This is a genomic window from Variovorax sp. Varisp46, from assembly GCF_059491885.1.
The window spans coordinates 1,017,852-1,043,341 of sequence record NZ_CP168515.1; the positions used below are offsets into that span (position 1 = coordinate 1,017,852).

Genomic DNA, 25,490 nt, shown 5'->3' on the forward strand with positions numbered 1-25,490 from the left:
GTTCAGACCGGCGTGGGGAAGCTCAGCGTGGCGCAGGTGCCGCCGGCGGGCGAGGGCGAGAGGCTCATGCGGCCCTGGGCGCCGTATACCGTGGCCAGCCGCTCGCGCACCTGCTCGAGCCCGAAGCCGCTGCCTTCAGAAGGCGGTGCGGCATCGAGGCCCACGCCGGTGTCGCTCACCTCGACCACCAGCAGCCCGGCCTGCCTGCGGGCTCGCACGACGATCTCGCCGCCGTCCACCTTCGGCTCCAGTCCGTGGCGGATGCTGTTTTCCACCAGCGGCTGCAGCAGCATCGGCGGCACGGGCGCGTCGCGCAGGTCGTCCGGCAGGTCGAGCGTGTAGCGCAGGCGTTCGCCCATGCGCACCGACATCAGTTCCAGGTAGTCGCCCAGCCGCTCGAACTCGGCCGACAACGGATGCGACAGCGCGCGCGAGCCGCTCAAGGTCATGCGCAGGTAGCTGTTGAGCCGGTCGAGCATGGCCACGGCGCGCGGCGGGTCGACGGTGATCAGCACGCGCAGGTTGGCCAGCGTGTTGAACAGCATGTGCGGCTCGAGCTGCGTCTCGAGCAGCTTGAGCCGTGCCTCCGTGGCATTGCGCTGTGCCAGCTCGATCTGGCCTTGCATGTGCTTGCTTCTGCCGAGGCTGTAGAAGAAGAAGCACATGCCGACCGTCGCCATGATGGTGATCGTGGCGGCAGTGGCCAGCTTGTGGCCCTTGAGTTCGAGGAAGTCGAATCGGGGCGCGCCGAACCAGGCGTCACCGATGAGGTTGCCGACGAAGAAGCCGACGACCATGCCCATCGCGATCAGGAGAAAACCCGCCGGCCATCCTGGCCAGAGGGTTTCGCGGTGTCCGCTGATCAGCAGCCGGCCGAAGTCGATGAACAGCCAGCTCACGGTGCCGATCGCCAGCGAATAGACCAGGTGGCCGGCCCAGTTGCCACCGCCGGTGAGGGTCATCGCGGTGGCGATGAGGCAGCAGAAGACGGCGGTGATCAGGCCATGCCGCAGCATGCTCCTCAGGTTCTCGGGCGTGAACCTGTTGTTTGCAGCAGGCAGGCCTGGATTCACCCGCGGTCCCCGGCACCCAGTGCGCGGCGTTCGCGCTCCACGAGCCTGTCGTAGAAGCCGCCGCCGGCCACGAACCAGACCACGGCGCCATGGATCAGCAGGCCCAGGCCCCAGCCCATGAGCGGGTACATCGCCCAGTTGCGGCCATGGGCAGCCGAGAGCGCAACGAGGCCGAGGTTGACCAGCACGTAGACAAAAGCGTGGATGTACCAGCCCATCTTGGCGCCGGCGCGGCGGCGGGCGAGGCGCTCGACGTCGGAGCGGGTGGGGTTCGATGCAATGTGGTTCATGACAACTCCTTGTATTGGACAGGAATGAAATCTGAGGCGGCCAGCGATGGCGGCGATGTCGCCTGCAAGGCCGCGCGCTCCCGCAGCTCCTCGGTCGTCTCGCCCGGCCCGTCGGGCTTCCAGCCCGGCGGCTTCACGAGGTAGCCGACGAAGGCGCGCACCGAGCGGGCCGAGGCCAGGTCGCGGAACAGCGCGCGCCAGTGCATGAACTCGATCTCGAAAAGGTTGTACGAGGTGACCGGGTTCACCAGCCCGTAGCGGCAGGGGATGTCGGCGCGCTCGGGAATGTAGGTGCCGAACAGGCGGTCGAACACGATCAGCACGCCGCCGTAGTTGCCGTCCAGGTATTCCAGGTTGGAGGCGTGGTGCACGCGGTGGGCCGAGGGGGTGTTCAGCACCCATTCGAGCGGCCCGAGGCGCGGGATCCAGGTCGCGTGGATCCAGAACTGGTACAGCAGGTTCAGCGTGAGCATCAGCAGGATCACCCGCGGCGGCATGCCCAGCAGCGGCGCCAGCATGAAGAACGCCAGGGTGCCGGTGAGGCGGCCGGTCCAGCCGAAGCGGTAGGCGGCCGACAGGTTCAGCTGGTTCGGCGAATGGTGGATGGCGTGGGTGCACCAGAACCAGCGCACCCGGTGCGCCGCGCGGTGGTACCAGTAGTAGCAGAACTCCTGGCCGATGAAGCAGGCGGCCCAGCCGGTCCAGTGGTCCATCGGCAGGGTGAAGAGGCGGTGGGCGTAGAACCAGTCCATCGCGCCGCTCCAGAAGGCCAGCGGCAGCAGCCAGCGCATTGGGTATTCGCGCACCAGGAAGTCGACCACCGAGATGCCGGACGCCTTCCAGTCGTAGCTGCGCCAGCCGTTGCGCCAGGACAGCACGAGCGCCTCGGCGATGGAGGCGGCGAGCACCACCGTGACGGAGATCTTGAGGATCAGCAGGAGTACGTTCATGGCGGTGATTTCCTGGGGGGCTGCGGCTCGGGATCTTAGGCGGCGCCGACCGTGGCCGTCATGGCGTCAGTACGGATGGCCAGCTTCCACAGGCGCACCGCACGGGCCGCGAAGACACCGCTGAAGGCACCGTACAGCACCGGGATCACGAGGCCGAAGGCCGCCTGCTGGCGCAGTTCGGGGTGCATGGCCAGCGCTGCGCCCACCACGTACTTGGTCAGGAAGATGCCCATCATGAGCATCAGCGGCACCGGGCTGCCGGCCACGTGGAAGCGGCGCGCTGCCGCGTCGTAGCGGGTGGTGGCGGGCAGCGGGCGCTGCAGCACCAGCGCCATCATCGCCACCGCCGCGGCGGCCCAGCCGAGCAGGGCGCCGAAGGAATCGCCGAAGACGGAAACCACGCCATAGACCGACAGCGCGCCCATCGCCACGGGCATCAGCGTGACGCGCGTCAGGCTCACGTTGTTGGCGAGCAGCTGCCTGGCGCCGAGCCACAGCAGCAGGAAGAACACGGCGAAGACCCACTTGGGCGTGTGAAGGATGATTTGCATCAGCATGGTTGCGCTCCGTTGAAAGTGGAAGGTCGAATCGATGCAGCGGACTGTGCCGACGCTCGCCCATTCCTGCCACGGGCGTGCGACGAAATGCATGCGGGCGGCGCGAACTGCGGCCCGAAGGCGTGAATTGCGCTTGATCGCGGATGTCGGCGGGCAGCTTTACCGTCGCTTTACGGCATAGCAAACAGCCGGACTACCATTCCGCGCTGTACTACGCTGGTCCGCACTCCTGCCCTGCATTTCCTGCACGCACCGTCCATGGAACAAGAAAAACCGCCCGAGCCCCTGCCTCCCACCGTCTCGCCCACACATCCGACGGTGCGCAGGCGCCGCTGGGTCGGCGGGCTGCTGACGTTGCTGCTGCTCGTGGCATTGGGCTGGGGCGCCTGGTATCTGATCCAGCGGTCGAAGACGCCCGTTCCCGGTCCCGGTGGCGGCCCCGGTGCCGGCCGGCAGGGCGGGCCCGGTGGTCCGGGCGGCCCGGGTGGGCGCGGCGGCGGTGGCGGGGCCTCCAGCACGGTGGGCGTCGCCACGGCCAGGCAGGCCGACATCCCCGTGCAACTCGAAGCGCTGGGCACCGTCACGCCGCTGGCCAACGTGATCGTCCAGCCGCAGGTGTCGGGCGTGCTCACTGCCGTGCTCTTCCAGGAAGGGCAGATGGTCAAGAAGGGCGACGTGCTCGCCACCATCGATCCGCAGCCGTTCCAGAACGCGCTGGCGCAGGCCTCCGGGGCGCGCCAGCGCGACGAGGCGCAGCTGGCGGCGGCGCGCGTCACGCTGCAGCGCTACCAGACTCTGCTGGGGCAGGACTCCATCGCCCGGCAGGACGTGGACACGCAGGCCGCGCTGGTCAAGCAGCTCGAAGGCACTGTGGCCATCGACCGCGCCAACGAGAACACGGCCAAGCTCAACCTTGCCTGGAGCCGCATCACCGCGCCGGCGAGCGGGCGCATCGGCCTGCGGCCGGTGGACGCGGGCAACTACATCTCGACCGGCAGTACCAACGGCGTGGCGACCATCACGCAGATCGCACCCATCGACGTCGAGTTCGCCATTCCGCAAGACCGCGTGCCCGAAGTGCAGGAGCGCCTCGCGCAGGGCGCCAAGCTCGACGCCACCGCCTTCGACCGCACGCGCACGCGCCGGCTCGCGAACGGTACCTTTGCCACCCTCGACAACCTGGTCGACACCGCGACCGGCACCGTCAAGGCCAAGGCCCGTTTCTCCAATGCCGACGATGCGCTGTTCCCGAACCAGTTCGTCAACCTGCGGCTGCTGCTGCGCACCGTGAGCAGCGCGGTGGTGGTGCCGGTCACGGCGCTGCGCCACGGCCCCAACGGCGACTATGTGTATGTGCTGAACGACGACAGCACGGTGTCGCAGCGGCCGGTGACGCGCGGTGAATCGAGCGTGGACAACGTGGCGGTCATGTCGGGCCTGAAGGCCGGCGAACAGGTCGTGACCGAAGGCGGCGACCGGCTGAAGGATGGCGCGCGGGTGCAGACCCAGGCCGAGCGCCCGGCCGGCGCGGCATCGGCGCCCGCGGGCGGCACGGCTCGTGGCGGGCGCCGCCAGGGTGGTGCCGGCGGCGGCGGCGCGGCGATGCCGAAGGGTGCCGCATCGGGCCCGGCCGCAGCGGTTCCCGCTACCCCTGCTGCCCCCGCCGCCCCCGCGGCGGAATCCGCGCCTCCCGCCAAGCTCCCGACCGCCGAGCAGCGCCAGCGCATGCTCGATTCGGCCAAGGACAACCCGGAACAGCTGGAGCGCCGCAAGCGCTTCCTCGAGGCGCTGGACCGCGGCGACCCGGCGGCGCTGGAGCGCTGGCAGCGCATGTCCGAAGGCCGCGGCGAGGGCGGACAGGGCAGGCGCGGCCCATGACAGGCAATAGCCGCTGCAGCGCGGAGACCTCCCGGTGAGCCCCTCACGCCCGTTCATTCTCCGGCCGGTGGCGACCTCGCTGCTGATGGTCGCCATCGTGCTGGCCGGCCTGGTGGCGTTCCGCTTCCTGCCGCTGTCGGCCTTGCCGCAGGTCGACTACCCGACCATCCAGGTGCAGACGCTTTACCCCGGGGGCAGCCCCGAGGTGATGAGCAACACCGTCACCGCGCCGCTGGAGCGCCAGTTCGGCCAGATGTCGGGGCTCGACCGCATGAGCTCGACCAGCGCCGCGGGTGTGTCGATCATCACGCTGCAGTTCTCGCTCGGCCAGACGCTCGACGTCGCCGAGCAGGAAGTGCAGGCCGCCATCAATGCCGGCGGCTCGCTGCTGCCGGCCGACCTGCCCGCGCCGCCGGTGTATGCCAAGGTCAATCCGGCCGATGCGCCGGTGCTCACGCTGGCCGTCACGTCCGACACGCTGCCGCTCACCGAGGTGCAGAACCTCGTCAACACGCGGCTCGCACAGAAGATCAGCCAGGTCTCGGGCGTCGGGCTGGTGTCGCTCAGCGGCGGGCAGCGCCCGGCCGTGCGCATCCAGGCCAACACGCAGGCCCTCGCCGCCAACGGCATCGGGCTGGACACGCTGCGTACCGCCATCAGCGCGGCCAACTCGAACGGCGCCAAGGGCAGCTTCGACGGCCCCAAGCGCGCCTACACCATCAACTCGAACGACCAGCTGCTCACGGTCGAGGACTACAAGAACCTCATCGTCAGCTACAAGAAGGGCGCGCCGATCCGCATGGTCGACGTGGCGCAGGTGGTCAACAGCGCCGAGAACACGCAGCTCGGCGCATGGGCCGGGACAAAGTGCCCCCCCGAAGTTGCTTCGCAACCTCCCCCCAAGGGGGGCGACTGCCTTGGGACGGCCCGGCGCCAGCCCGGGACCGCCGAGGCCGGTGAGGGCAAGCTCACGCCGGCCATCATCCTGAACGTGCAGCGCCAGCCGGGCGCGAACGTGATCGCCACCGTCAACGCCATCAAGAAGCTGCTGCCCGAGCTGCAGGCCGGCTTTCCCGCGGGCCTGAAGATCGAAGTGCTCAGCGACCGCACCGCGGGCATCCGCGCTTCGGTGCAGCACGTGGAGATGGAACTGGTGCTGGCCGTGGTGCTGGTGGTGCTGGTGATCTTCGCCTTTCTCGGCAGCCTGCGCGCCACCGTCATTGCCAGTGTCGCGGTGCCCATCTCGCTCATCGGCACCTTCGGCCTGATGTACATGCTGGGCTACAGCCTGAACAACCTGAGCCTGATGGCGCTGACCATCGCCACCGGCTTCGTGGTGGACGACGCGATCGTGATGATCGAGAACATCGCGCGCTACATCGAGGAGGGCGAGAAGCCCCTGCAGGCGGCCTTCAAGGGCGCGACGCAGATCGGCTTCACCATCATCTCGCTGACGGTGTCGCTTATTGCCGTGCTGATCCCGCTGCTCTTCATGGGCGACGTGGTGGGGCGGCTGTTTCGCGAGTTCGCGGTGACGCTGGCCATCACCATCCTGATCTCGGCCGTGGTCTCGCTCACGCTCGTGCCGATGATGTCGGCGCGCTGGCTCAAGCACCAGCCGAAGAAAGAAGGCGGCACGGGCTTCGGCGCGCGTGCCCAGCGTTTCTTCGAAGGCGTGATGCTGCGCTACGACCGTTCGCTGCATTGGGTGATCGATCACCAGCCGCTCACGCTGCTGGTCGCCTTGCTCACCATGGTGCTGACCGTGGTGCTGTACCTCACGATCCCGAAGGGCCTGTTCCCCACGCAGGACACCGGCCAGCTGCAGGGCCGCATCCAGGCGGCGCAGGACGTGTCGTTCGACCGCATGTCGCAGCTGCAGCAGCAGGCGGCCCGCGCGATTCTGGACGACCCCGACGTGGAGAACCTCAGCTCCTTTGTCGGCGTGGACGCCGCCAACAACACCATGCTGCACACGGGCAGCATGCTCATCAACCTGAAGTCCGGCCACGACAGCCAGCAGAAGGTGATGGACCGGCTGCGCGAACGCGCGCGGCAGGTGGCCGGCGTCACGCTGTACCTGCAGCCCACGCAAGACCTGACCATCGACGCCGAGACCGGGCCGACCGAATACCGCGTCTCGCTCGAAGGCGTGGACAGCGCGACGATCACCGGGTGGATGAAGAAGCTCGTGGCGAAGCTGCAGGACTCCGACAAGGTGCGCAACGTGAGCAGCGATGCCGGGGCGCAAGGGCTGGCCGCCTTCGTGAACGTGAACCGCGATACGGCGGCCCGGCTGTCGATCACCGCGAGCACGGTGGACGATGCGCTCTACAGCGCCTTCGGCCAGCGCATCGTGTCGACGATCTTCACCGAGACGAACCAGTACCGCGTGATCCTCGAGGCGCAGCCCGGGATGGTGAACACGCCGCAGACGCTCGGGCAGCTGAGCCTGATCGCGGGCTCCGGCACTGCGACGCCGCTGTCCGCCATTGCCGACATCACCGAGCAGCAGGCACCGCTGCAGATCACGCACGTGGCGCAGTACCCGGCGAGCACGCTGAACTTCGATACCGCACCTGGGGTTTCGCTTGGCGCTTCGGTCGATGCGATTCGCGCGGCGGCCAAGGAGATCGGGCTGCCGGGCAGCGTGACGATGACTTTCCTGGGCGCTTCAGGGGCCTACGAGAGGTCGCTGTCGAACCAGCTGTGGCTGATTCTTGCCGCCGTGGTCTGCGTGTACATCGTGCTGGGGGTGCTGTACGAGAGCTACGTGCATCCGCTGACGATCCTGTCCACGCTGCCTTCTGCCGGGGTCGGTGCGTTGCTCGCGTTGATGATCACGGGCAACGACCTGGGGGTGATCGGGATCATCGGGATCATCCTGCTGATCGGCATCGTGAAGAAGAACGCGATCATGATGATCGACTTCGCTATCGATGCGGAGCGTACCCAGGGCAAGTCTGCGCGCGAAGCCATTCATCAGGCTGCCTTGCTGCGCTTCCGGCCCATCTTGATGACGACGCTGGCCGCCTTGTTTGCTGCCATTCCTTTGATGTTGAGTTTTGGGGAAGGCGCCGAGTTGCGCAGGCCTCTGGGCTTGGCGATCTTCGGCGGGCTGATCGTCAGCCAGTTGCTGACGCTGTTCACTACGCCTGTGATCTACCTGGCGTTTGACCGGCTGGGTGGGGGGAGCTCTCGACGGGTCGTGATCGAGGAGGAGGCGGTTTGATGCTGTCTGACTCCTGGTGCCTGGTTTGCTTTCCGGGGCCGAGGCCCGGCCGGCGCCCCGAGCAGGGGGCACAGCGATGAATCTCTCGCTGCCCTTCGTCCGCCGCCCCATAGGCACAGTCCTGCTGACCATCGGCGTCGCCCTCGCAGGCATCGCCGCGTTCTTCGTCCTCCCCGTCTCACCGCTACCCCAGGTCGACTACCCGGTCATCTCGGTAAGAGCATCCATCCCGGGAGCAAGCCCCGAGACGATGGCAACCAGCGTGGCAACCCCGCTGGAGCGCCACCTGGGCACCATCGCAGGCGTCAACGAAATGACGTCCACCAGCTCGGTAGGCTCCTCAAGAGTCACCCTGCAGTTCGACCTGAGCCGCAACATCGACGGCGCGGCCCGCGAAGTGCAGGCCGCCATCAACGCCAGCCGCGTGGACCTTCCCGCCACGCTGCGCAGCAACCCGACCTACCGCAAGGCCAACCCGGCGGCCTCGCCGGTCATCATCCTGGCCCTCACGTCCAAGACCAAGACCCCGGGCCAGATCTACGACGCCGTCTCGAACATCGTGAGCCAGCGACTGTCGCAGGTGGATGGGGTGGGCGACGTGGAGATCGGCGGCGGCTCGCTTCCCGCGGTGCGCGTGGAACTGCTGCCTTTCGCGCTCAACCGCTACGGCATCAGCACCGAAGACGTGCGTGCCGCCATCCAGGCCTCCAACGCCAACCGCCCCAAGGGCATCGTGCAGGGCGAAGGCCGCAAGCTCCAGATCTACACGCAGACGCCGGCCCTGCGCGCCAGCGACTACGCCTCGATGGTGGTGGCCTGGCGAAACGGCGCGGCGGTGCGGCTGCAGGACGTGGCGGAGGTGCTCGACGGCGTGGAAGACACGCGCACGCTGGGCCTCTTCAATGGCCAGCCGGCGATCGTCATCCTCATCACGCGGCAGCCCTCGGCCAACATCATCGAAACCGTCGACAGCGTGCGCGCGCTGCTGCCCGAACTGCAGGCGCAACTGCCGCCCGACGTCACGCTGCAGGTCGCGTCGGACAGCACCAACTCCATCCGCGCCTCGTTGCGCGAGGTCGAGTTCACTCTGATCGCCGCGGTGCTGCTCGTGGTGCTGGTGGTCAGCCTGTTCCTGCGCAGCGGTCGCGCCACCATCGTGCCGGCGGTGGCCACGGTGGCGGCCCTGCTCGGCACCTTCGGGGTGATGTACCTGCTGGGCTTCAGCCTCAACAACCTGAGCCTGATGGCGCTCACGGTGGCGACGGGCTTCGTGGTGGACGACGCCATCGTCGTGCTCGAGAACACCAGCCGGCACATCGAGTCGGGCATGACGCGCATGAAGGCGGCGCTGCTGGGCGCGAAGGAAGTGGGCTTCACCGTGCTGTCGATCAGCGTGTCGCTGGTGGCGGTGTTCATTCCGCTGCTGTTCATGGGCGGGCAGGTGGGGCGGCTGTTCCGCGAGTTCGCGATCACGCTGTCGGCGGCGGTAATGATCTCGCTGATCATCTCGCTCACCACCACGCCGATGATGTGCGCATGGCTCCTGAAGCCCGGCGGCGAGCACGACAAGAACAAGCCGCAGGGACGCCTCGGCCGCATGGCGGCGCGCAGCTACGACTGGGTGCTCAAGCGCTACGAGAACAGCCTCGACTGGGCGCTCGACAGCAAGGCGCTCGTCATGCTCATTCTGGTGGCAGTAGTCGGGCTCAACGTCTACCTCTTCAGCGCCGCGCCCAAGGGTTTCTTTCCGCAGCAGGACAGCGGCCAGCTCAACGGCGGGTTGCGCGCCGACCAGAGCATTTCGTCGCAGGCGCTGGCCGACAAGCTGCGGCAAGTGATCGATATCGTCCGCAAGGACCCCGCGGTTGACACGGTGATCGGCTTCACCGGCGGATCGCGTGCGGGTGGCGGCTTCATGTTCGTCAACCTGAAGCCGGCCAACCAGCGCACGGAAAGCGGCCTGGCCGTGATCGCGCGGCTGCGGCCGCAGCTCAACGAGGTGACCGGCCTGCGCGTTTTCCTCGGCCCCGTGCAGGACGTGCGCTCGGGCGGCCGCGCCAGCAATTCCACCTACCAGTACTCGCTCAAGAGCGACAGCCTGGCCGACCTGCGCACCTGGGCCGTCAAGCTGTCCGACGAACTGAAGCTGCAGCCGGTGCTGACCGACATCGACACCGACCAGGACCAGAACGGCGTGGAGACGGTGGCCAAGGTCGACCCGGACAGCGCGCGCCGGCTCGGCCTGACTTCCACCGCCATCGACAACGCGCTCTACAACGCCTTCGGCCAGCGGCAGGTGGCAACCATCTACACCGAGCTCAACCAGTACCACGTGGTGATGGAGTGGGCGCCGCGCTACACGCGCAGCCCCAATTCGCTGAGCGATGTGTACGTGCCGGCGACCAAGACCTCGGTGATCGGCGGGCAGACGGTGACCACGCAGGTGGCGGCGGCGACGGGCACCACGTCGTCCTCCGGCAGTTCGGCGGCATCGGCCACGGCCGCGAGCGCGACGGTGCCGGTCTCGGCCAACGCGGGCCTGCGCGGCGCGTCGACCGGCAACGTGCTCAGCAACACGCCCACCGCCCTGGTGCCGCTGTCGGCGGTGGCGAAGTTCGAGGAGCAATCCGTCGCAACCTCGGTAAGCCATGAAGACGGCGAGTTGGCGACCACGATCTCGTTCAACCTTGCCGAGGGCGCGAACCTCGGCGACGCGCGCGAGGCCATCGCCAAGGCCGAGGCCAACATCGCCATGCCCACCAACGTGCGCGGCGCGTTCGCCGGCACGGCAGCCAGTGCGCAGCAGTCGCAGGGGCAGCAGTTGATGCTGATCCTGGCGGCGCTGGTCGTGATCTACATCGTGCTGGGCATCCTCTATGAAAGCCTGGTGCATCCGATCACCGTGCTGTCGACGCTGCCGTCGGCCGGCGTGGGCGCGGTGCTGGCGCTGCTGATGTTCCGCATGGAGTTCTCGATCATTGCGCTGATCGGCGTGTTCCTGCTGATCGGCATCGTGAAGAAGAACGCCATCCTGATCATCGACTTTGCGCTGGAGGCGGAGCGCTCGCGCGGGCTCACGCCGCTCGAGGCGGTCCGCGAGGCCTGCCTGCTGCGCTTCCGACCGATCCTGATGACCACGCTGGCAGCCGCGTTGGGTGCGCTGCCGCTGGCCATCGGCTTCGGGGAGGGCGCCGAGCTGCGCCGGCCGCTGGGCGTGGCCATCATCGGCGGGCTGATCGCGAGCCAGCTGTTGACCCTGTTGACGACGCCAGTGGTCTACCTGTTGCTGGACAAGCTGCGCCGCCGAAGCAAACATGAACACGAATTGAGCCGTGCCACGCCCGTCTGAGAACAACACCGCCATGAACGCACTGCTTTCCACTTCGCGCTTTTCGCTCTCGGCGCTCGCGCTCGCCGCGGCCCTCGCCGGCTGCGCCGTCGGCCCGCGCTACGTGCAGCCCACCACCGCCGCGTCCATCGACTGGAAAGAGCAGAAAGCCGCCGAAGGCTGGCTGCCCGCCGCGCCGGCCGATGCGCTCGACCGCGGCGAGTGGTGGAAGCTGTTCGCTGACCCCGCGCTCGACGAACTGGCTGGCCGCGTGCAGGTGTCGAACCAGAACATCGCCGCGGCGGTGGCCAACTACACGCAGGCCCAGGCGCTGGTGCGCGGCGAGCGGGCGGCACTGTTCCCGTCGGTGTCGCTCGACGGTTCGGGCAAGCGCTCCGGCACCGTGGGCGGCAGCAGCACGTCGAGCCCGGCGAACACTTTCTCGGCCACGCTCGGCGCGAGCTGGACGCCCGATGTGTGGGGCCGCCTGCGCGAAGCCGTGAGCAGCGCGCAGGCCAACGCGCAGGCGAGCGAGGCCGATCTTGCGGCCGCGCGGCTCTCGGCCATTGGCAGCCTCGCGACCAACTACTTTTCCCTGCGCGAGGCCGATGCCGAGATCGTGCTGCTCGACGAGACCATCCAGGGCTATCAGCGCGCCTTCGAGATCACGAGCAACCGCTATGCGGCCGGCATCGCCGCGCAGACCGATGTGCTGCAGGCGCAGACGCAGCTCGTCAACGCCAAGGCCGAGCGCGTGGGCCTGCAGCGCACGCGCTCCACCTACGAGCACGCCATTGCGATGCTGCTGGGCGTGGCGCCCGCCGACTTCAGCCTGCCGGCCGCGCAATGGACGCCCATGGTGCCCGGTGTGCCGCTCGGCGTGCCTTCCACGCTGCTGCAGCGCCGGCCCGACATCGCGGCGGCCGAGCGCTCGGTGGCGGCGGCCAATGCGCAGATCGGCATTGCGCGCGCGGCGTACTTCCCGAACATCGGCCTCACGGCCTCGGTGGGCAGCAACGCAAGCCGCGTGAAGGATCTGTTCGGCTCGGCCAACACACTGTGGGGGCTCGGGCTGTCGGTGGCACAGGTGATATTCGACGCGGGCGCGATTGCGGCCAATGTCGATTCCGCCAAGGCCGGCTACGAGTCCAGCGTGGCGCGCTACCGCCAGACAGTGCTCACCGCCTTCCAGGCCGTGGAAGACCAGCTCACCGCCAGCGCAACGCTCGCGCAGCAAGAGGGCCTGCGCCGCGAGGCATCCGCGGCGGCCGACAAGACCGAGCAGCAGCTGCTCAACCGCTACCGCGCCGCACAGGTGAGCTACACCGACGTGGTCACGGCACAGGCTGCCGCGCTCAGCGCGCGGCGCACGCTGGTGCAACTGCAGGTCAATCGCCAGAACACCGCCGTCGCGCTGATCCAGGCGATGGGTGGCGGATGGCAGGCCGGGTGGATGGAGGGCAACGCCAAGGCGGATGCGGCAGCACCGCACCCCGCCGCTTCCCGCACGCAGTAGGGCGGCGATGCCGGGGATGGGCGCGAGGCCCATCCGCAAGCCCGAGGGTCAGCGCAGGCGCTTCGCCGGGCCTGATTGCAATGTCACGACGTCCGGGCGGTCAATGCGCCGTACGGTCGATGGTGTGGCCCAGGTAGTCCTTGTCGGTCACCAGCACCCACAGCGCCAGCACCAGGATCACCGCGGCCACGAGCACCGCGTTGACCATGGCCATCTCGATGCCGCGGAAACCGAGCACCCAGGGCGAAACCGCGAGCCAGGCTGCCAGGCCCACCTCGGTCCATTCTTCCCACTGCCGGGGCACGAAGGTCGCACCGAGCGCCACCGCGCCGAGCAGGATGCCGGTCGCAACCATCGTCCACATGGCGGCCGTCGTGCCCGAAAAGCCCAGAACCCAGGGCGAGACGATCAGCCAGGCGCCGGCGACGGCGTTGACAGGGTCTTGCCAATGCTTCACTTGCTTCATGGTCATTACCTCCTGTCGCGACAAGGCGCCGCGACAACGGTTGGATACACCATCGCGGGCAGGGTTCCGCTGGAGGAAGCTAGCTGCCCCGCGCCGCCGGGGCCGTGAGGTAGGCCCCCGATTCGAACAGTTGCGCCTCCGCCTGGTCGATGCGCCGGATCACGGGCTTGCCGGCGCGGCTGGCCAGCAGTTCGACCAGCGCTTCCGTTACCGCCACCCCGGCCGCGACCGAGGGGAAGAACGAGGGGCTGTTGATCGTGAAGAGCAGGGTCTCGTCCGCCAGCAGCGACAGCGGCGAGGCCGCACTGTCGGTGATGGCAACGATGCGGCAGCCCGCCGCCCGGGCCGCCTGCGCCACCTGCAGCGCCTCGCGCGAGTAGGGCGCAAAGCTCGCCACCACCAGCGCGTCGCCCTTGGCGAAAGCGCGCTGCTGCATCTCCAGCGAGCCGCCCTGGCCGTCGACCAGGTGCACGCTGGCGCGGAAGAGCCGGTACACGTAGACGAATGAAAAGGCGATCGGAAAGCACGCCCTGAAACCCGCGGCGTGCACGGCCGGCGCCTTCTCGATCAGCAGGCAGGCCTTCTGCAGCGCCTGCTCGCTTTGCTGGTGGGTGGCCTCGAGGTTGCGGCGCTGCACCTCGAACATTTCGCCGGTCAGCGTCTGGTCTTTCGCGCGGCCGACGAGCTGCTTGGCGCGCCCGCCGTAGGTTTCGGAGCCCAGGCCCATGTCGGCGGCAAATGCTTCCTTGAGCTGCGGCCAGCCTCCGAAACCCAGATGCTGGGCGAACCGCACGAGCGTGGCAGGCGTGCTCTGCGAACGCGTGCCGACGTTGCGCATCGAGCCCGTGACCACCTCGTTCGGATGGTCGAGCACGTAGCGCGCCACCTGCTGCAGCGCGGGGCTCAGTTCGTTGAAATGCTGGCGGATCTGCTCTCTGGTGTTCATTGGATGACCTCCGTGCTTCGCACTGCGGTGCGCGCTTGCTTGGGACGGCCCGGCGGCGGCGCTCATGGCTCCGTCTCTCTTCGGCTGCGGTTGGAACAAATGTACCGGAGGTGGAAGACGGGAACAGTTGACGGAACAAATGTTCCAAACAATAATCCGGGCGAAACGTTGGTTCCAAGCATCCAAAACACCATGACGCACGTCTTCCACCGCCACCTTCGCCAGACCCCGCCCGTAGCCGCCGGCTCCCACGGCATGTTCATCCGTGACGCCGAAGGCCGCGAATACCTCGACGCTTCGGGCGGCGCTGCGGTGTCGTCGCTGGGCCATGCGCACCCCGAGGTGCTGGCCGCCATGCACGCCCAGCTCGACAAGCTGGCCTATGCGCACACCAGCTTCTTCACGAGCGAGGTGGCCGAACAGCTGGCCGACGAGATGATCGGCTCCGCTCCCGAAGGCATGAGCCACGTCTACCTGGTGAGCGGCGGTTCGGAGGCGGTGGAGTCGGCGCTGAAGATGGCGCGGCAATACTTCGTCGAAATTGGCCAGCCGCAGCGCACGCACTTCATCGCGCGCCGCCAGAGCTATCACGGCAATACGCTCGGCGCGCTGGCGGTGGGCGGCAACGCGTGGCGGCGCGAGCCCTTCGCGCCGATTCTCGTGCCGGCCACGCATGTGGCGCCGTGCTATCCGTACCGCGAGCAGCGCGCCGACGAAAGCGCCGAACAGTACGGCCTGCGCCTCGCGGCCGAACTCGAGGCGGCCATCCTCGCGCAGGGTGCCGACCGGGTGATCGCCTTCGTGGCCGAGACCGTCGGCGGTGCCACGGCCGGCGTGCTCACGCCCGTGCCGGGCTACTTCAAGGCGGTGCGCGCGGTGTGCGACAAGTACGGCGTGCTGCTGATCCTCGACGAGGTGATGTGCGGCATGGGCCGCACCGGCTCGCTGCACGCCTGCGAGCAGGAGGGCGTGGTGCCCGACCTGATGACCGTCGCCAAGGGCTTGGGCGGCGGCTACCAGCCCATCGGCGCGGTGCTGGCGCAGCGCAGCATCGTCGATGCCATGTCGAAGGGCAGCGGCTTCTTCCAGCACGGCCACACCTACCTCGGCCATCCGATGGCCTGTGCCGCCGCGCTCGCGGTGCAGCGGGTGATCCGGCGCGACGGGCTGGTGGCCAAGGTGCGCGAAGACGGCATTGCGTTCGGCGCGATGCTGGCCGAGGCGCTGGGCGCGCACCCGCACGTGGGCGACATCCGTGGCCGCGGCTTCTTCTGGGGCATCGAGTTGGTGGCCGATCGCGCGAGCAAGGCGCCGTTCGATCCGGCGCTGAAGCTCAACGCCACCGTCAAGAAGGACGCCATGGCGCGTGGCCTGCTGTGCTACCCCTTCGGCGGCACGGTCGATGGCCGGCAGGGCGACCACGTGCTGCTGGCACCGCCCTTCATCGCCACGCGGCAGGACCTGCAGGAGATCGCCGCGCGGCTCGCGGCCTCCATCGACGCTGTCACGCGCGCCGCTGCGGCAGCTGCGCGCTGAGCACCACTTTTTCAGTTCCCTTTTCCTTCAACCGTCGTTCCGAGGAGCGTTCCATGCCCAAGCTTCGTCTGCCGTTTCCCTTCGGTGCCACCGCGCTCGCGATGCTCTTCGCGGCCCTCATGCCGCTCACGGCCGCACAGGCCCAGGACAACGACACGCTTGCCAAGATCAAGGCCAGCGGCGCCATCACCTTCGGCTACCGCGAGTCGTCGTTCGGCTTCTCGTACCTCGACGGCAACCTCAAGCCGGTGGGCTACAGCATCGAGATCTGCAACCGCATCGTCGAGGCGGTGAAGGCCGAGCTGAAGCTGCCCGCCATCGAGATCAAGTACCAGGCTGTCACCTCGGCCAACCGCATGCCGCTGGTGCAGAACGGCACGGTCGACATCGAGTGCGGCTCCACCACCAACCTGGTCGAGCGCCAGAAGCAGGTGGCGTTCTCGCCGGACATCTTCCGCTACAACGTGCGCATGCTGGTGAAGGCCGATTCGGGCATCAAGGGCATCGCCGACCTGCAGGGCAAGACCGTGGCCACCACCACCGGCACCACCTCGTTCCGCCTGCTGCGCGAGGCCGACCGGGGCCGCAGCCTCGACGTGACCAACCTCGCGGGCAAGGACCACAGCGACTCCTTCCTGCTGGTGGAAAGCGGCCGCGCCCAGGCCTTCGTGCTCGACGACATCCTGCTGGCCGGGCAGATCGCGAATGCGCGCAACCCGAAGGACTTCCTCATCACCGGCGAGAGCCTTCGCACCGAGAACCAGTCGCTGATGTTTCGCAAGGACGACCCGGCCTTCAAGGCGCTGGTCGACCGCGTGGTGTCGGGCATGATGAAGTCAGGCGAGATGGAAAAGCTCTATGCCAAGTGGTTCATGTCGCCCATCCCGCCGAAGGGCATCAACATCAACTACCCGCTCAACGCCGAGACGAAGGACGCCTTCGCGAACCCCTCGTCGAAGGGCATCTGAACCCCATCATCCCATGACTCGCATTGCCCTGATCCACGCCCTGTCGCACTCGGTCGCGCCCATCAACGACGCCTTCGCGCGCGACTGGCCCGAGGCTCGGCGCATGAACCTGCTCGACGACAGCCTGTCGGCCGACCTCGCGCGCAACGGCAGCAAGGGGCTCGACGGCGCCATGCACGAGCGCTTCCAGCGGCTCGCGCAGTACGCGGTCGACACGGGCGCGCAGGGCATTCTCTTCACCTGCTCGGCCTTCGGGCCGTGCATCGAGGCGGTGGCGCGGCGCCATGTGGGCATTCCGGTGCTCAAGCCCAACGAAGCCATGATCGACGAGGTGGCGCAAGGGCAGGGGCGGCTCGGGCTGATCGCCACCTTCGCGCCGACGCTGGCCTCCATGCCGCCCGAGTTTCCGCGGGGTACGGCAATCGAACCCGCGCTGGCCGAAGGCGCGCTCGACGCATTGAATGCCGGCGACACGCAGCAGCACGACGCCCTGATCGCCGCGCAGGCCGTGGCCCTGAGCAAGCGCAGCTGCACGCGCATTGCCTTGGCCCAGTTCAGCATGGCGCGCGCGCGCGCCGCCTGCGAAACGGCCAGCGGCCTGCCGGTGCTGACCACGGTCGACAGCGCAGTGCGCGCACTGCGCCGGCGCATCGGGCCCGGGTCAGCGTGAGCGCGAGCCTTCGATGACCGAGAACAGCGCCGTCATCGCGATCTGCGCCGCGTCGCTGCGCCCCAGGTAGCGGGGTATGCCGGTTTCGCGGTCGGTTGCGTCCAGGCCTTGCGACAGCCGCCGGTAGATGCCCGCCGAGGGCATGCACGCCGAGGTGCCCAGCGCATCGCAATAGGTGTCGATGAGCACGCCCGCGAGCTGCTCGCTCTGCGCGTTCGACAGCTTCATCGGGGTGCCCGCGAACACGGCGGCGATGCAGTGCATCAGGTAGGCCTGCGTTTCGAGCGAGAACGACTGCTGCCGCACGTAGCACTCGACGGCTGCCCAGAACAGCGGCTCGGAGGTGCGGCGCCAGCTTTCCAGCACCTTGCGCGCCTTGGCCACCAGGTCGGCGTGCGCATCGCCGGGCTCGGTGGGGCGCAGCGCCAGGCCCTGCAGCGTGAGCGCGGCCTCGGGGCCGGCCGCACCGAGGATGAAGCTCCAGAACTTCCAGCGGGCGTACCACTTCTTGTCGTGCGCCGGGTCCAGCGTTTCGAGCAGCCGGAAATCGATGCTCTGCATGGCGTCGACCTGCTGTTCGGCCATGTTGCCGCCGCCGAGGTCCAGCACCGGCATGCCCGATTGCATGCGGTCGGCGGCGATATGGCCCTGCGCCACGATGCCGACACTCGTGCCCGAGCGGTCGATGTCGAGCAGCCGCTGCATCAGCTGCTGCAGCTCGCTGGCCGATGCGCCGGTGGCCTCGGCCACCCGCCGCATCGAGGCGCGCTGCTCGCGCTCGAGATCCTGCGCGTTCTTCCGGCGGTCTTCGCCGTGGTCGTCGGCGGTCGAGGCGTGTTCTTCGAGCCCGTCGTTGGGCGTGAACGTTCGCATTGGGTCAAGGCTCCTTCGGGCGCCACACATGCCCGAACATGCCCGACTGTGTGCCAATGCACCGGGTCTGAACATCACCCGAACAGGGGAGCCTGAATGGCGCCTGACTGCTCCCTCGCGATAATGGCCGCTCTTCAAAGGAGTGCGCGTGGACATTGTTTTGCTGGTCAAGGCCGCCGTGATGGGCATCGTCGAAGGGCTGACCGAATTCCTGCCGATCTCGTCGACCGGCCACCTGATTCTTGCGGGCTCGCTGCTCGGTTTCGACGACGACAAGGCCAAGGTCTTCGACATCGCCATCCAGACCGGCGCGATCTTCGCGGTGATCCTGGTCTACTGGCACAAGATCAAGTCGACCGTCGTCGCGCTGCCCCGGCAGCCGAAGGCGCAGCGCCTGGCGCTGAACATCTTCATCGGCTTCCTGCCCGCGGTGGTGCTGGGCCTGCTGTTCGGCAAGGCCATCAAGGCGCACCTGTTCATCCCGACCGTGGTGGCGAGCACCTTCATCATCGGCGGCTTCATCATCCTCTGGGCCGAGAAGCGGCCGCCGGGTTCGGTGCGCGTGGAGCATGTCGACGACATGTCGCCCTGGGACGCACTCAAGGTCGGCCTGGTGCAGTGCTTCGCGATGATCCCCGGCACCAGCCGCAGCGGCTCGACCATCATCGGCGGCATGCTGCTGGGGCTGTCGCGGCAGGCGGCGACAGATTTCTCGTTCTTCCTGGCCATTCCGACGCTGATCGGTGCCGGCGTGTACAGCCTCTACAAGGAGCGCGCGCTGCTGTCGGTGGCCGACCTCCCGCTGTTCGCGGTGGGGCTGGTGTTCTCGTTCATCAGCGCATGGTTGTGCGTGCGCTGGCTGCTGAAGTACATCAGCACCCACAACTTCATTCCGTTCGCCTGGTACCGCATCGCCTTCGGCATCGTGGTGCTGGCCACTGCGTGGACCGGCACGGTGGTCTGGGCGGACTGATCCGGACTTGATTCCTCAGGCCGAGGCGCCCAGCAGGGCGCTTGCGGCCCTGGCTTCCTGCCGCACCGCCGCGGCGATGGGCCCATCGATGGACGGGTCGAAGCCCCCCGTGGCGCCCAGCGCGGTGATCACGGCGCAGACCCTCCCCGCATAGTCGTACACCGGCGCCGCCACGGCGCTGATGCCGCGCAGGTAGGTGTCCCTGACGCTCGCGCAGCGCGCCTGCCGCACCTCGTGGCGCAGCTGGCCGATCGGGTCTTTCGCGTCGAGCAGGGCGCGCATCTCTGGCGTGGCATCGGCCAGCTCCTGCTCGGCCAGCGCCAGCACGCGCGACTCGTCGAGCAGCCCCAGGAAGGCCCGGCCGGTGGCCGACCACAGCATCGACATCACCGAGCCGGCGCGCACATTCACCGTCACAGGCAGTCCCGGCTCCTCGAAGCGCACGATGGTCGGGCCCTTGTTTCCCATCACCGCCACGAAGCAGGTCACCTCCAGCGATTCGCGCAGGCGTATCAGGCAGGGCTCGGCCGCCCGGATCGGATCGGCCTGGCGCATGGCGGCCAGCCCGATCTGGATGGCTTCGGTGCCCAGGTAGTAGTGCTGCGAGGCGGCGTCCTGCAGCACCAGGCCCGCTTCCATCAGGCTCGCGAGGTAGCGGTGCACCTTGGCGGGGCTCTCGGCGACGTGCGCCGACAGCGCGGTCAGGCTGCTGCGCCCGCCCAGGTGCGCCAGCCCCTTGAGCACGGACATGCCGGTCTCGGCGGACTGCACGCGCTGGCGGCGTTCGCGGGTGGGAGGAGAGGAGGGCTCGGATTCCGTGGACTGCGTCATGACGGCTGGATGTTAGGTGCTCGCGCGATGGGGTCGGGTAAACCCGCGATTCGTGAATTACGCTATGCGTATGATAATTACGCAATACACAAAATCCAGTACGGAGACACCCTCATGAAGAAGCACTTCGCCCGCTGCCTCGCGGTTCTTTCCCTGGCTGCCGTCGCTGCCGGCGCCGGCGCACAGCAGGCCTTTCCCGCCAAGCCGATCCGCTGGATCGTTCCCTACGCAGCCGGCGGCGGTTCCGACTTCCTTGCGCGCACGGTGGCGCAGACGCTGTCCACCCAGGTCGCGCAGCCGGTGCTGGTGGACAACAAGCCGGGTGGCAACACCGCGCTGGCCGCTTCCGAAACCGCGCGCGCGGCGGCCGACGGCTACACCATCCTCTCGGCCGACAACGGCACGCTGGTGTTCAACCCCGCGCTCTACAAGTCGCTGAGCTACAGCCCCACGAAAGACCTGGCGCCCGTCACGCTGATGGGCAAGTTCCCGATGATCCTGGTCGTCGGCGCCAACTCGGGCTTCAGTTCGGCCAAGGACTTCATCGCCCAGGCCCGGGCCAAGCCGGGCGGCATCAACTACGCCTCGGCCGGCGCGGGCAGCCCGCACCACCTGGCCATGGAGCTGCTGAAGGTGGAGGCCAAGCTCTTCATGGTGCATGTGCCGTACCGCGGCGCGGCACCCGCGCTGGCTGACGTGGTCGGCGGGCAGCTGCCGGCCATGATGGTCGACCTGGCCGCGGGCTCCGGCTTCATCAAGGGCGGCAAGGTGCGCGCACTGGCCGTGGCCAACCCCACGCGCCTGCCGCAGCTGCCCGACGTGCCCACCTTCGCCGAGCTGGGCTACAAGAACGTCGAGGCCGCCGCGCTGGTCGGCGTGGTGGTGCCCTCGGCCACGCCAGCCGACGTGGTGAACACGCTCAACCGCCAGCTGGTCGCCGCCATCAGCGAGCCCTCGGTGCGCACGCGCATGGTCGACTTCGGCGTGGAGCCGGTGGGCAACACGCCCGCGCAGTACGCCGAGCTGCTGAAGAACGAGACGGTGCGCTGGCACAAGCTCATCCGCGACCTGAAGATCACCCTCGACTGAAGCTGCCCGCCATGTCCGATACCGCCACGTCCTCGCGCACCTCCGGCTGCCCCGTCGCGCACGGGGCGCTGTCCTCCGAGCGCACGCCCACCGGCTGCCCGGTGAGCCAGCGCGCCGCCGGCTTCGACCCCTTCGAGGACGGCTACCAGCAGGACCCGCCCGAGTACGTGCGCTGGGCGCGCGAGCAGGAGCCCATCTTCTACGGCCCCAAGCTGGGCTACTGGGTGCTCACGCGCTACGAGGACATCAAGGCGGTGTTCCGCGACAACATCACCTTCAGCCCCTCGATCGCGCTGGAGAAGATCACGCCCACCGGCGAGGAGGCCAATGCGGTGCTGGCCTCCTACGGCTTCGCGCTCAACCGCACGCTGGTCAACGAGGACGAGCCCGCCCACATGCCGCGCCGCCGCGCGCTGATGGACCCGTTCACGCCCGAGGCGCTGAAGCACCACGAGCCCATGGTGCGCGAGCTGGCGCGCGAGTACGTCGACCGCTTCATCGACGACGGCCGCGCCGACCTCGTCGACCAGATGCTGTGGGAAATTCCGCTCACGGTAGCGCTGCACTTCCTCGGCGTGCCCGAGGAAGACATGGACACGCTGCGCAAGTACTCCATCGCGCACACCGTCAACACCTGGGGCCGTCCGAAGCCCGAGGAGCAGGTGGCCGTGGCGCACGCGGTCGGCAACTTCTGGCAGTACGCCGGCAAGGTGCTGGCCAAGATGCGGCAGGACCCGGACGCACCCGGCTGGATGCAGTACGGCATCCGCAAGCAGATGCTGCACCCCGAGGTGGTGACCGACTCGTACCTGCACTCGATGATGATGGCCGGCATCGTCGCCGCGCACGAGACCACCGCCAACGCCACCGCCAACGCGGTGAAGCTGCTGCTGCAGCACCCGCAGGTGTGGCGCGAGCTGTGCGAGGACCCGGGGCTCATTCCCAACGCGGTGGAAGAGTGCCTGCGCCACAACGGCTCGGTGGCCGCGTGGCGGCGCATGGTCACGAAAGACACTCAGGTCGGCGGCGTCGACCTGCCGGCGGGCTCGCGCCTGCTGATCGTCACCTCTTCGGCCAACCACGACGAGGGGCATTTTTTCGATGCCGACCTGTTCGACATCCGCCGCGACAACGCCAGCGACCACCTGACCTTCGGCTACGGCTCGCACCAGTGCATGGGCAAGAACCTGGCGCGCATGGAGATGCAGATCTTCCTGGAGGAGTTCACGCGCCGGCTGCCGCACATGCGGCTTTCCGAGCAGCGCTTCACCTACGTGCCGAACACCTCCTTCCGCGGCCCCGAGCACCTGTGGGTGGAATGGGACCCGGCCGCCAACCCCGAGCGCGCGAACCCCGGCCTGCGCGACGTGCGCGTGCCGGTGCGCATCGGCGAGCCTTCGGCGCACGCCATCGCACGGCCCGTGGTGGTGCAGGCCGTGACGCCCGTGGCCGATGGCATCGTCAGGCTGCGCCTGGTGTCGCCCGACGGCAAGCCGCTGCCGCGCTGGACGGCCGGCTCGCACATCGACGTGGAATGCGGCACGCCCGAGCTGTCGCGCCAGTACTCGCTGTGCGGCGACCCGGACGACGCGGGCGCCTTCGAGATCGCCGTGCTGCACGAGCCCGAGGGGCGCGGCGGCTCGGCCTGGGTGCATGGCAGCGTGAAGGCGGGCGACCGGCTGCGCATCCGCGGCCCGCGCAACCACTTCAGGCTCGACGAGTCGCTGAAGAAGGCGATCTTCATCGCCGGCGGCATCGGCATCACGCCGGTGAGCGCGATGGCGCGGCGCGCGAAGGCGCTGGGCATGGACTACGAGCTGCACTACAGCGGCCGCAGCCGCAGCAGCATGGCCTTCGTCGACGAGTTGGCCGCGCTGCACGGCGAGCGGCTGCACCTGCACGTCGCGGACGAAGGCCGGCGCAACGACCTGCAGGCGCTGCTCGCGCAGCCGGTGCCCGGCGCGCAGGTGTATGCCTGCGGCCCGCTGCGCATGCTCGAGGCGCTGGAAGACTGCTGCGCGGCCTGGCCCGAGGGAGCGCTGCGCGTGGAGCATTTCGAATCCACGCTGGCCACGCTCGATCCATCGAAGGAACATGCCTTCGAGGTGGAGCTGAAGGATTCCGGCCTCGTCCTCACGGTGCCGCCCGACCAGACTCTGCTGACCGCGCTGCGCGCCGCGAACGTCGACGTGCAGAGCGATTGCGAGGAAGGCCTGTGCGGCTCCTGCGAGGTGCGCGTGCTCTCCGGCAAGGTCGATCACCGTGACGTGGTGCTCACGCGGGTGGAGCGCGACGCCAACACCAAGATGATGGCCTGCTGCTCGCGCGCCTGCGAAGGGCGGCTGGTGCTGGAGCTCTGATCAGACTGCCAGCGGCATTCGCAGCGCGACTTGCGTTTCGCCCGGGCGCGACTGCAGCAGCAGCTCCGCGCCCAGCCGGCGCGCCCGCGTGCGCAGATTGCGCAGGCCCGCGCCGGCCGTCTGGCCCTCGACCTCGAAGTCGCGCCCGTCGTCGCGCACGCTGAGCCGCAGATCGGCGCCATCGCGCGCCACCGTCACGTCCACCCGGCGGCTCGCGCTGTGCTTGAGCACGTTGGTCAGCGCCTCCTGCAGGAAGCGCATCAGGTCCAGGCTCTGCGAGGGCGGCAGCTCCAGCGTGTCGATGCCCGACACCTGCCAGCGGCAGTCGATGCCGTTGGCGTCCAGCAACTGCGCGCTGCGGTGGCGCATCGGCGCCAGCAACTCGCCCAGGGCGCGGGCGCCGTCGTCGCGGCCGGTGGCGTCGATGATGAGCCGCAGGTCGTCGCGCAGGCGCTTGAGCATCGCCAGCAGCTCGGGCGCGCCGAGGTTCCCGGGCTTGCGCTCCAGTGTCGCGATGCTGCCCACCAGCATGCCGCCCAGCCCGTCGTGCAGGTCGCTCACCAGGTTCACGCGCTCGCCGATGCGCGCATGGGCCAGCTCCAGCGCATGCTGCTGCGCCAGCGTGGCGGCCAGTTCGGCCTTGGCCGCGTTCACTTCCTCGATCAGCTCGGTGTTGAAGTTCTCGATGCGCTTGAGGCTGCTCACGAAGCGCGCGGCCAGCGTCAGCGCCATGCCCAGCAGCAGCCCGTAGGACGAGATGGCCGTGTAGTAGATGGTGGCGTCGATCAACTGGGTGAACGCCAGCAGGTCGTGCGTGGCCGCGGCCGCCGATACCGCCATGAAGGGCGTCAGCGAGCGCATGGGGCTGTCGCGATGGCGCGCGGCGTGAACGATCGAGGCGCAGTTCACGGCGATGCTCATGAGCGTTCCTGCCGACATCCAGATGGCGCGATGCGCGATCAGATCGGAAACGGGCGCCAGCCACAGGTCGAGCACGCCGGCGACCGCGATCACCAAGGCCGCACCCTCCAGCCAGGGCATGCGCCGCGCGCAGAAGCGCAGCGCGAAGACGAGGTAGGACACGCTGAAGACCAGCAGCACCGAGATGTTCAGCGCCTGCCATGCGTGGTTGCTCGCAAAGGGCCAGGGGCTGGTGGCGATCTGGTTGTAGCCGAACAGCAGCCACAGCATGTTCATCAGGGCGAACCAGCCGTAGGCGCCTTCCTTGCGCCGCAGCAGCCACAGCGCGGCGAAGAAGGCCGACACGGCGGCGCTCACCGCGAGGCCCAGCACCTGCAGGTCGCGGCGCACCAGGCGTTCGCTGTCGAACTCGGCCTGCGTCGCGGCCGGCGTGCCCAGGCTCACCGGCCCCAGCCCTGCCTGGTAGGCGAAGAGGCCCGACACGCGCACCAGCAGCGTGTTGGTGCTGCCGGGTTTCAGCAACGGCGGCACCAGCAGCCAGTAGCGCGGCGTGTTCCAGGCGCGGGTGAGCGGCTCGACCAGGCTCTGGTCGCGCGAAATCGTCGTGCCGTTGAGCGACACCTCGCCGGCCATGTTCAGGTAGTGCAGCAGCAGGCCCGCTTCACGCGGCTGTTCGGGCTGCTCCCAAGTGAGGCGATACCAGACCACGCCGTCGAAGCCGGGCCAGCGTTCGGCCCAGCTGTCGGGCAGCGTGACGCGCGTCCAGCCGTCGGTCGGCGGACTGGTCTCGTTCCAGCCCGTGCCGCGCACTGCCTCGACATGGAACTCGGGAGGAGGGGGCTGCTGCGCGAGCGTCCTCGCAGGGATGTAAACAAGGAGGAAGAAAAGAAGGGCGCCCATCAACGCGGCAAGCAATGCCTGTGCGGGCGACGCGGGCTGCCGGCTCCTCATCCGATCCAGATCCTTCATTTACCAGTTCTCGGGGATGGCCTCGATGAAAACGAAAAGACACACTTTGCCATGTTTTGTCTTG

Annotated in this window: 19 protein-coding genes; 10 read left to right on the forward strand and 9 right to left on the reverse strand. The window is 68.5% G+C overall.

All coding sequences use genetic code 11. The features are described from left to right. Positions 1-2 precede the first annotated feature (2 nt). Genes ACEN9N_RS04820 through ACEN9N_RS04835 form a run of 4 tightly spaced genes read right to left on the reverse strand, consistent with a single transcriptional unit; the run spans position 3 to position 2,870 of the window. Entirely contained in the window at positions 3-1,016 is a 1,014-nt protein-coding gene (locus ACEN9N_RS04820; protein ID WP_495655463.1) for a sensor histidine kinase, read from the reverse strand. Between the two features lie 53 nt (positions 1,017-1,069). Next, positions 1,070-1,363 (reverse strand): 2TM domain-containing protein, encoded by a 294-nt coding sequence (locus tag ACEN9N_RS04825; protein ID WP_007833819.1) that lies wholly within the window; start codon positions 1,361-1,363, stop codon positions 1,070-1,072. Beyond that, complete coding sequence (locus ACEN9N_RS04830) at positions 1,360-2,313, reverse strand: sterol desaturase family protein (protein ID WP_007833817.1); 954 nt, start codon at positions 2,311-2,313, stop codon at positions 1,360-1,362. The genes ACEN9N_RS04825 and ACEN9N_RS04830 overlap by 4 nt, the downstream gene beginning before the upstream one ends. Before the next feature lie 35 nt (positions 2,314-2,348). Beyond that, positions 2,349-2,870, reverse strand: a complete 522-nt coding sequence (locus tag ACEN9N_RS04835; RefSeq protein ID WP_413316356.1) for a DUF6622 family protein — start codon at positions 2,868-2,870, stop codon at positions 2,349-2,351. A 258-nt stretch (positions 2,871-3,128) separates the two neighbouring features. Here ACEN9N_RS04835 and ACEN9N_RS04840 point away from each other — a divergent pair, with 258 nt between their 5' ends. From ACEN9N_RS04840 to ACEN9N_RS04855, 4 genes are all read left to right on the forward strand, one after another. Continuing rightward, positions 3,129-4,748 (forward strand): efflux RND transporter periplasmic adaptor subunit, encoded by a 1,620-nt coding sequence (locus ACEN9N_RS04840; RefSeq protein ID WP_495655464.1) that lies wholly within the window; start codon positions 3,129-3,131, stop codon positions 4,746-4,748. Between the two features lie 34 nt (positions 4,749-4,782). Continuing rightward, the gene (locus tag ACEN9N_RS04845; RefSeq protein WP_495655465.1) at positions 4,783-7,980 is read left to right on the forward strand and encodes an efflux RND transporter permease subunit; all 3,198 of its coding nucleotides are present in this window, start codon (positions 4,783-4,785) and stop codon (positions 7,978-7,980) included. A gap of 76 nt (positions 7,981-8,056) precedes the next feature. Then, complete coding sequence (locus ACEN9N_RS04850) at positions 8,057-11,329, forward strand: efflux RND transporter permease subunit (protein WP_495655466.1); 3,273 nt, start codon at positions 8,057-8,059, stop codon at positions 11,327-11,329. Positions 11,330-11,342: 13 nt separating this feature from the next. Beyond that, positions 11,343-12,824 carry an efflux transporter outer membrane subunit gene (locus ACEN9N_RS04855; RefSeq protein WP_495655467.1) on the forward strand — a complete coding sequence of 494 codons (1,482 nt, stop codon included), beginning with the start codon at positions 11,343-11,345 and terminating at the stop codon, positions 12,822-12,824. Positions 12,825-12,924: 100 nt separating this feature from the next. On the opposite strand, the gene ACEN9N_RS04860 is transcribed toward ACEN9N_RS04855, so the two are convergent. Further along, entirely contained in the window at positions 12,925-13,290 is a 366-nt protein-coding gene (locus tag ACEN9N_RS04860; protein WP_007833805.1) for an SPW repeat protein, read from the reverse strand. A 79-nt stretch (positions 13,291-13,369) separates the two neighbouring features. After that, positions 13,370-14,236, reverse strand: a complete 867-nt coding sequence (locus ACEN9N_RS04865; protein ID WP_495655468.1) for a MurR/RpiR family transcriptional regulator — start codon at positions 14,234-14,236, stop codon at positions 13,370-13,372. Between the two features lie 192 nt (positions 14,237-14,428). Between ACEN9N_RS04865 and ACEN9N_RS04870 the strand changes: the two genes are divergently transcribed. From ACEN9N_RS04870 to ACEN9N_RS04880, 3 genes are read left to right on the forward strand one after another with little or no spacing between them, the layout of a single operon-like run. After that, a complete protein-coding gene (locus tag ACEN9N_RS04870; protein WP_413316150.1) occupies positions 14,429-15,772 on the forward strand; it encodes an aspartate aminotransferase family protein in 1,344 nt (447 codons plus the stop codon). Between the two features lie 53 nt (positions 15,773-15,825). Further along, a complete protein-coding gene (locus ACEN9N_RS04875; RefSeq protein WP_495655469.1) occupies positions 15,826-16,740 on the forward strand; it encodes a transporter substrate-binding domain-containing protein in 915 nt (304 codons plus the stop codon). Positions 16,741-16,753: 13 nt separating this feature from the next. After that, a complete protein-coding gene (locus tag ACEN9N_RS04880) occupies positions 16,754-17,410 on the forward strand; it encodes an aspartate/glutamate racemase family protein (RefSeq protein ID WP_495655470.1) in 657 nt (218 codons plus the stop codon). On the opposite strand, the gene ACEN9N_RS04885 is transcribed toward ACEN9N_RS04880, so the two are convergent. Beyond that, the gene (locus tag ACEN9N_RS04885) at positions 17,402-18,283 is read right to left on the reverse strand and encodes a hypothetical protein (protein WP_413316153.1); all 882 of its coding nucleotides are present in this window, start codon (positions 18,281-18,283) and stop codon (positions 17,402-17,404) included. The genes ACEN9N_RS04880 and ACEN9N_RS04885 overlap by 9 nt on opposite strands. Positions 18,284-18,431: 148 nt before the next feature. Here ACEN9N_RS04885 and ACEN9N_RS04890 point away from each other — a divergent pair, with 148 nt between their 5' ends. Further along, a complete protein-coding gene (locus ACEN9N_RS04890) occupies positions 18,432-19,256 on the forward strand; it encodes an undecaprenyl-diphosphate phosphatase (RefSeq protein ID WP_413316154.1) in 825 nt (274 codons plus the stop codon). 15 nt (positions 19,257-19,271) lie between these two features. Here ACEN9N_RS04890 and ACEN9N_RS04895 read toward each other — a convergent pair whose 3' ends face one another. After that, a complete protein-coding gene (locus tag ACEN9N_RS04895) occupies positions 19,272-20,087 on the reverse strand; it encodes an IclR family transcriptional regulator (RefSeq protein ID WP_413316155.1) in 816 nt (271 codons plus the stop codon). A gap of 114 nt (positions 20,088-20,201) precedes the next feature. Here ACEN9N_RS04895 and ACEN9N_RS04900 point away from each other — a divergent pair, with 114 nt between their 5' ends. Then, positions 20,202-21,176 (forward strand): Bug family tripartite tricarboxylate transporter substrate binding protein, encoded by a 975-nt coding sequence (locus ACEN9N_RS04900; protein WP_413334077.1) that lies wholly within the window; start codon positions 20,202-20,204, stop codon positions 21,174-21,176. 11 nt (positions 21,177-21,187) lie between these two features. Beyond that, positions 21,188-23,536 (forward strand): cytochrome P450/oxidoreductase, encoded by a 2,349-nt coding sequence (locus ACEN9N_RS04905; RefSeq protein WP_495655471.1) that lies wholly within the window; start codon positions 21,188-21,190, stop codon positions 23,534-23,536. On the opposite strand, the gene ACEN9N_RS04910 is transcribed toward ACEN9N_RS04905, so the two are convergent. After that, on the reverse strand, positions 23,537-25,408 hold the full coding sequence (locus ACEN9N_RS04910) for a sensor histidine kinase (protein ID WP_495655472.1): 1,872 nt from the start codon (positions 25,406-25,408) through the stop codon (positions 23,537-23,539). Positions 25,409-25,490: the final 82 nt, after the last annotated feature.

Coding starts and splice junctions, on each gene's coding strand:
- ACEN9N_RS04885 (WP_413316153.1), bottom strand. CDS start 18,283: ATGCGAACGTTCACGCCCAACGACGGGCTCGAAGAACACGCCTCGACC.
- ACEN9N_RS04910 (WP_495655472.1), bottom strand. CDS start 25,408: ATGAGGAGCCGGCAGCCCGCGTCGCCCGCACAGGCATTGCTTGCCGCG.
- ACEN9N_RS04875 (WP_495655469.1), top strand. CDS start 15,826: ATGCCCAAGCTTCGTCTGCCGTTTCCCTTCGGTGCCACCGCGCTCGCG.
- ACEN9N_RS04865 (WP_495655468.1), bottom strand. CDS start 14,236: ATGAACACCAGAGAGCAGATCCGCCAGCATTTCAACGAACTGAGCCCC.
- ACEN9N_RS04895 (WP_413316155.1), bottom strand. CDS start 20,087: ATGACGCAGTCCACGGAATCCGAGCCCTCCTCTCCTCCCACCCGCGAA.
- ACEN9N_RS04835 (WP_413316356.1), bottom strand. CDS start 2,870: ATGCTGATGCAAATCATCCTTCACACGCCCAAGTGGGTCTTCGCCGTG.
- ACEN9N_RS04825 (WP_007833819.1), bottom strand. CDS start 1,363: ATGAACCACATTGCATCGAACCCCACCCGCTCCGACGTCGAGCGCCTC.
- ACEN9N_RS04900 (WP_413334077.1), top strand. CDS start 20,202: ATGAAGAAGCACTTCGCCCGCTGCCTCGCGGTTCTTTCCCTGGCTGCC.
- ACEN9N_RS04830 (WP_007833817.1), bottom strand. CDS start 2,313: ATGAACGTACTCCTGCTGATCCTCAAGATCTCCGTCACGGTGGTGCTC.
- ACEN9N_RS04905 (WP_495655471.1), top strand. CDS start 21,188: ATGTCCGATACCGCCACGTCCTCGCGCACCTCCGGCTGCCCCGTCGCG.
- ACEN9N_RS04840 (WP_495655464.1), top strand. CDS start 3,129: ATGGAACAAGAAAAACCGCCCGAGCCCCTGCCTCCCACCGTCTCGCCC.
- ACEN9N_RS04880 (WP_495655470.1), top strand. CDS start 16,754: ATGACTCGCATTGCCCTGATCCACGCCCTGTCGCACTCGGTCGCGCCC.
- ACEN9N_RS04860 (WP_007833805.1), bottom strand. CDS start 13,290: ATGAAGCAAGTGAAGCATTGGCAAGACCCTGTCAACGCCGTCGCCGGC.
- ACEN9N_RS04850 (WP_495655466.1), top strand. CDS start 8,057: ATGAATCTCTCGCTGCCCTTCGTCCGCCGCCCCATAGGCACAGTCCTG.
- ACEN9N_RS04870 (WP_413316150.1), top strand. CDS start 14,429: ATGACGCACGTCTTCCACCGCCACCTTCGCCAGACCCCGCCCGTAGCC.
- ACEN9N_RS04855 (WP_495655467.1), top strand. CDS start 11,343: ATGAACGCACTGCTTTCCACTTCGCGCTTTTCGCTCTCGGCGCTCGCG.
- ACEN9N_RS04820 (WP_495655463.1), bottom strand. CDS start 1,016: ATGCTGCGGCATGGCCTGATCACCGCCGTCTTCTGCTGCCTCATCGCC.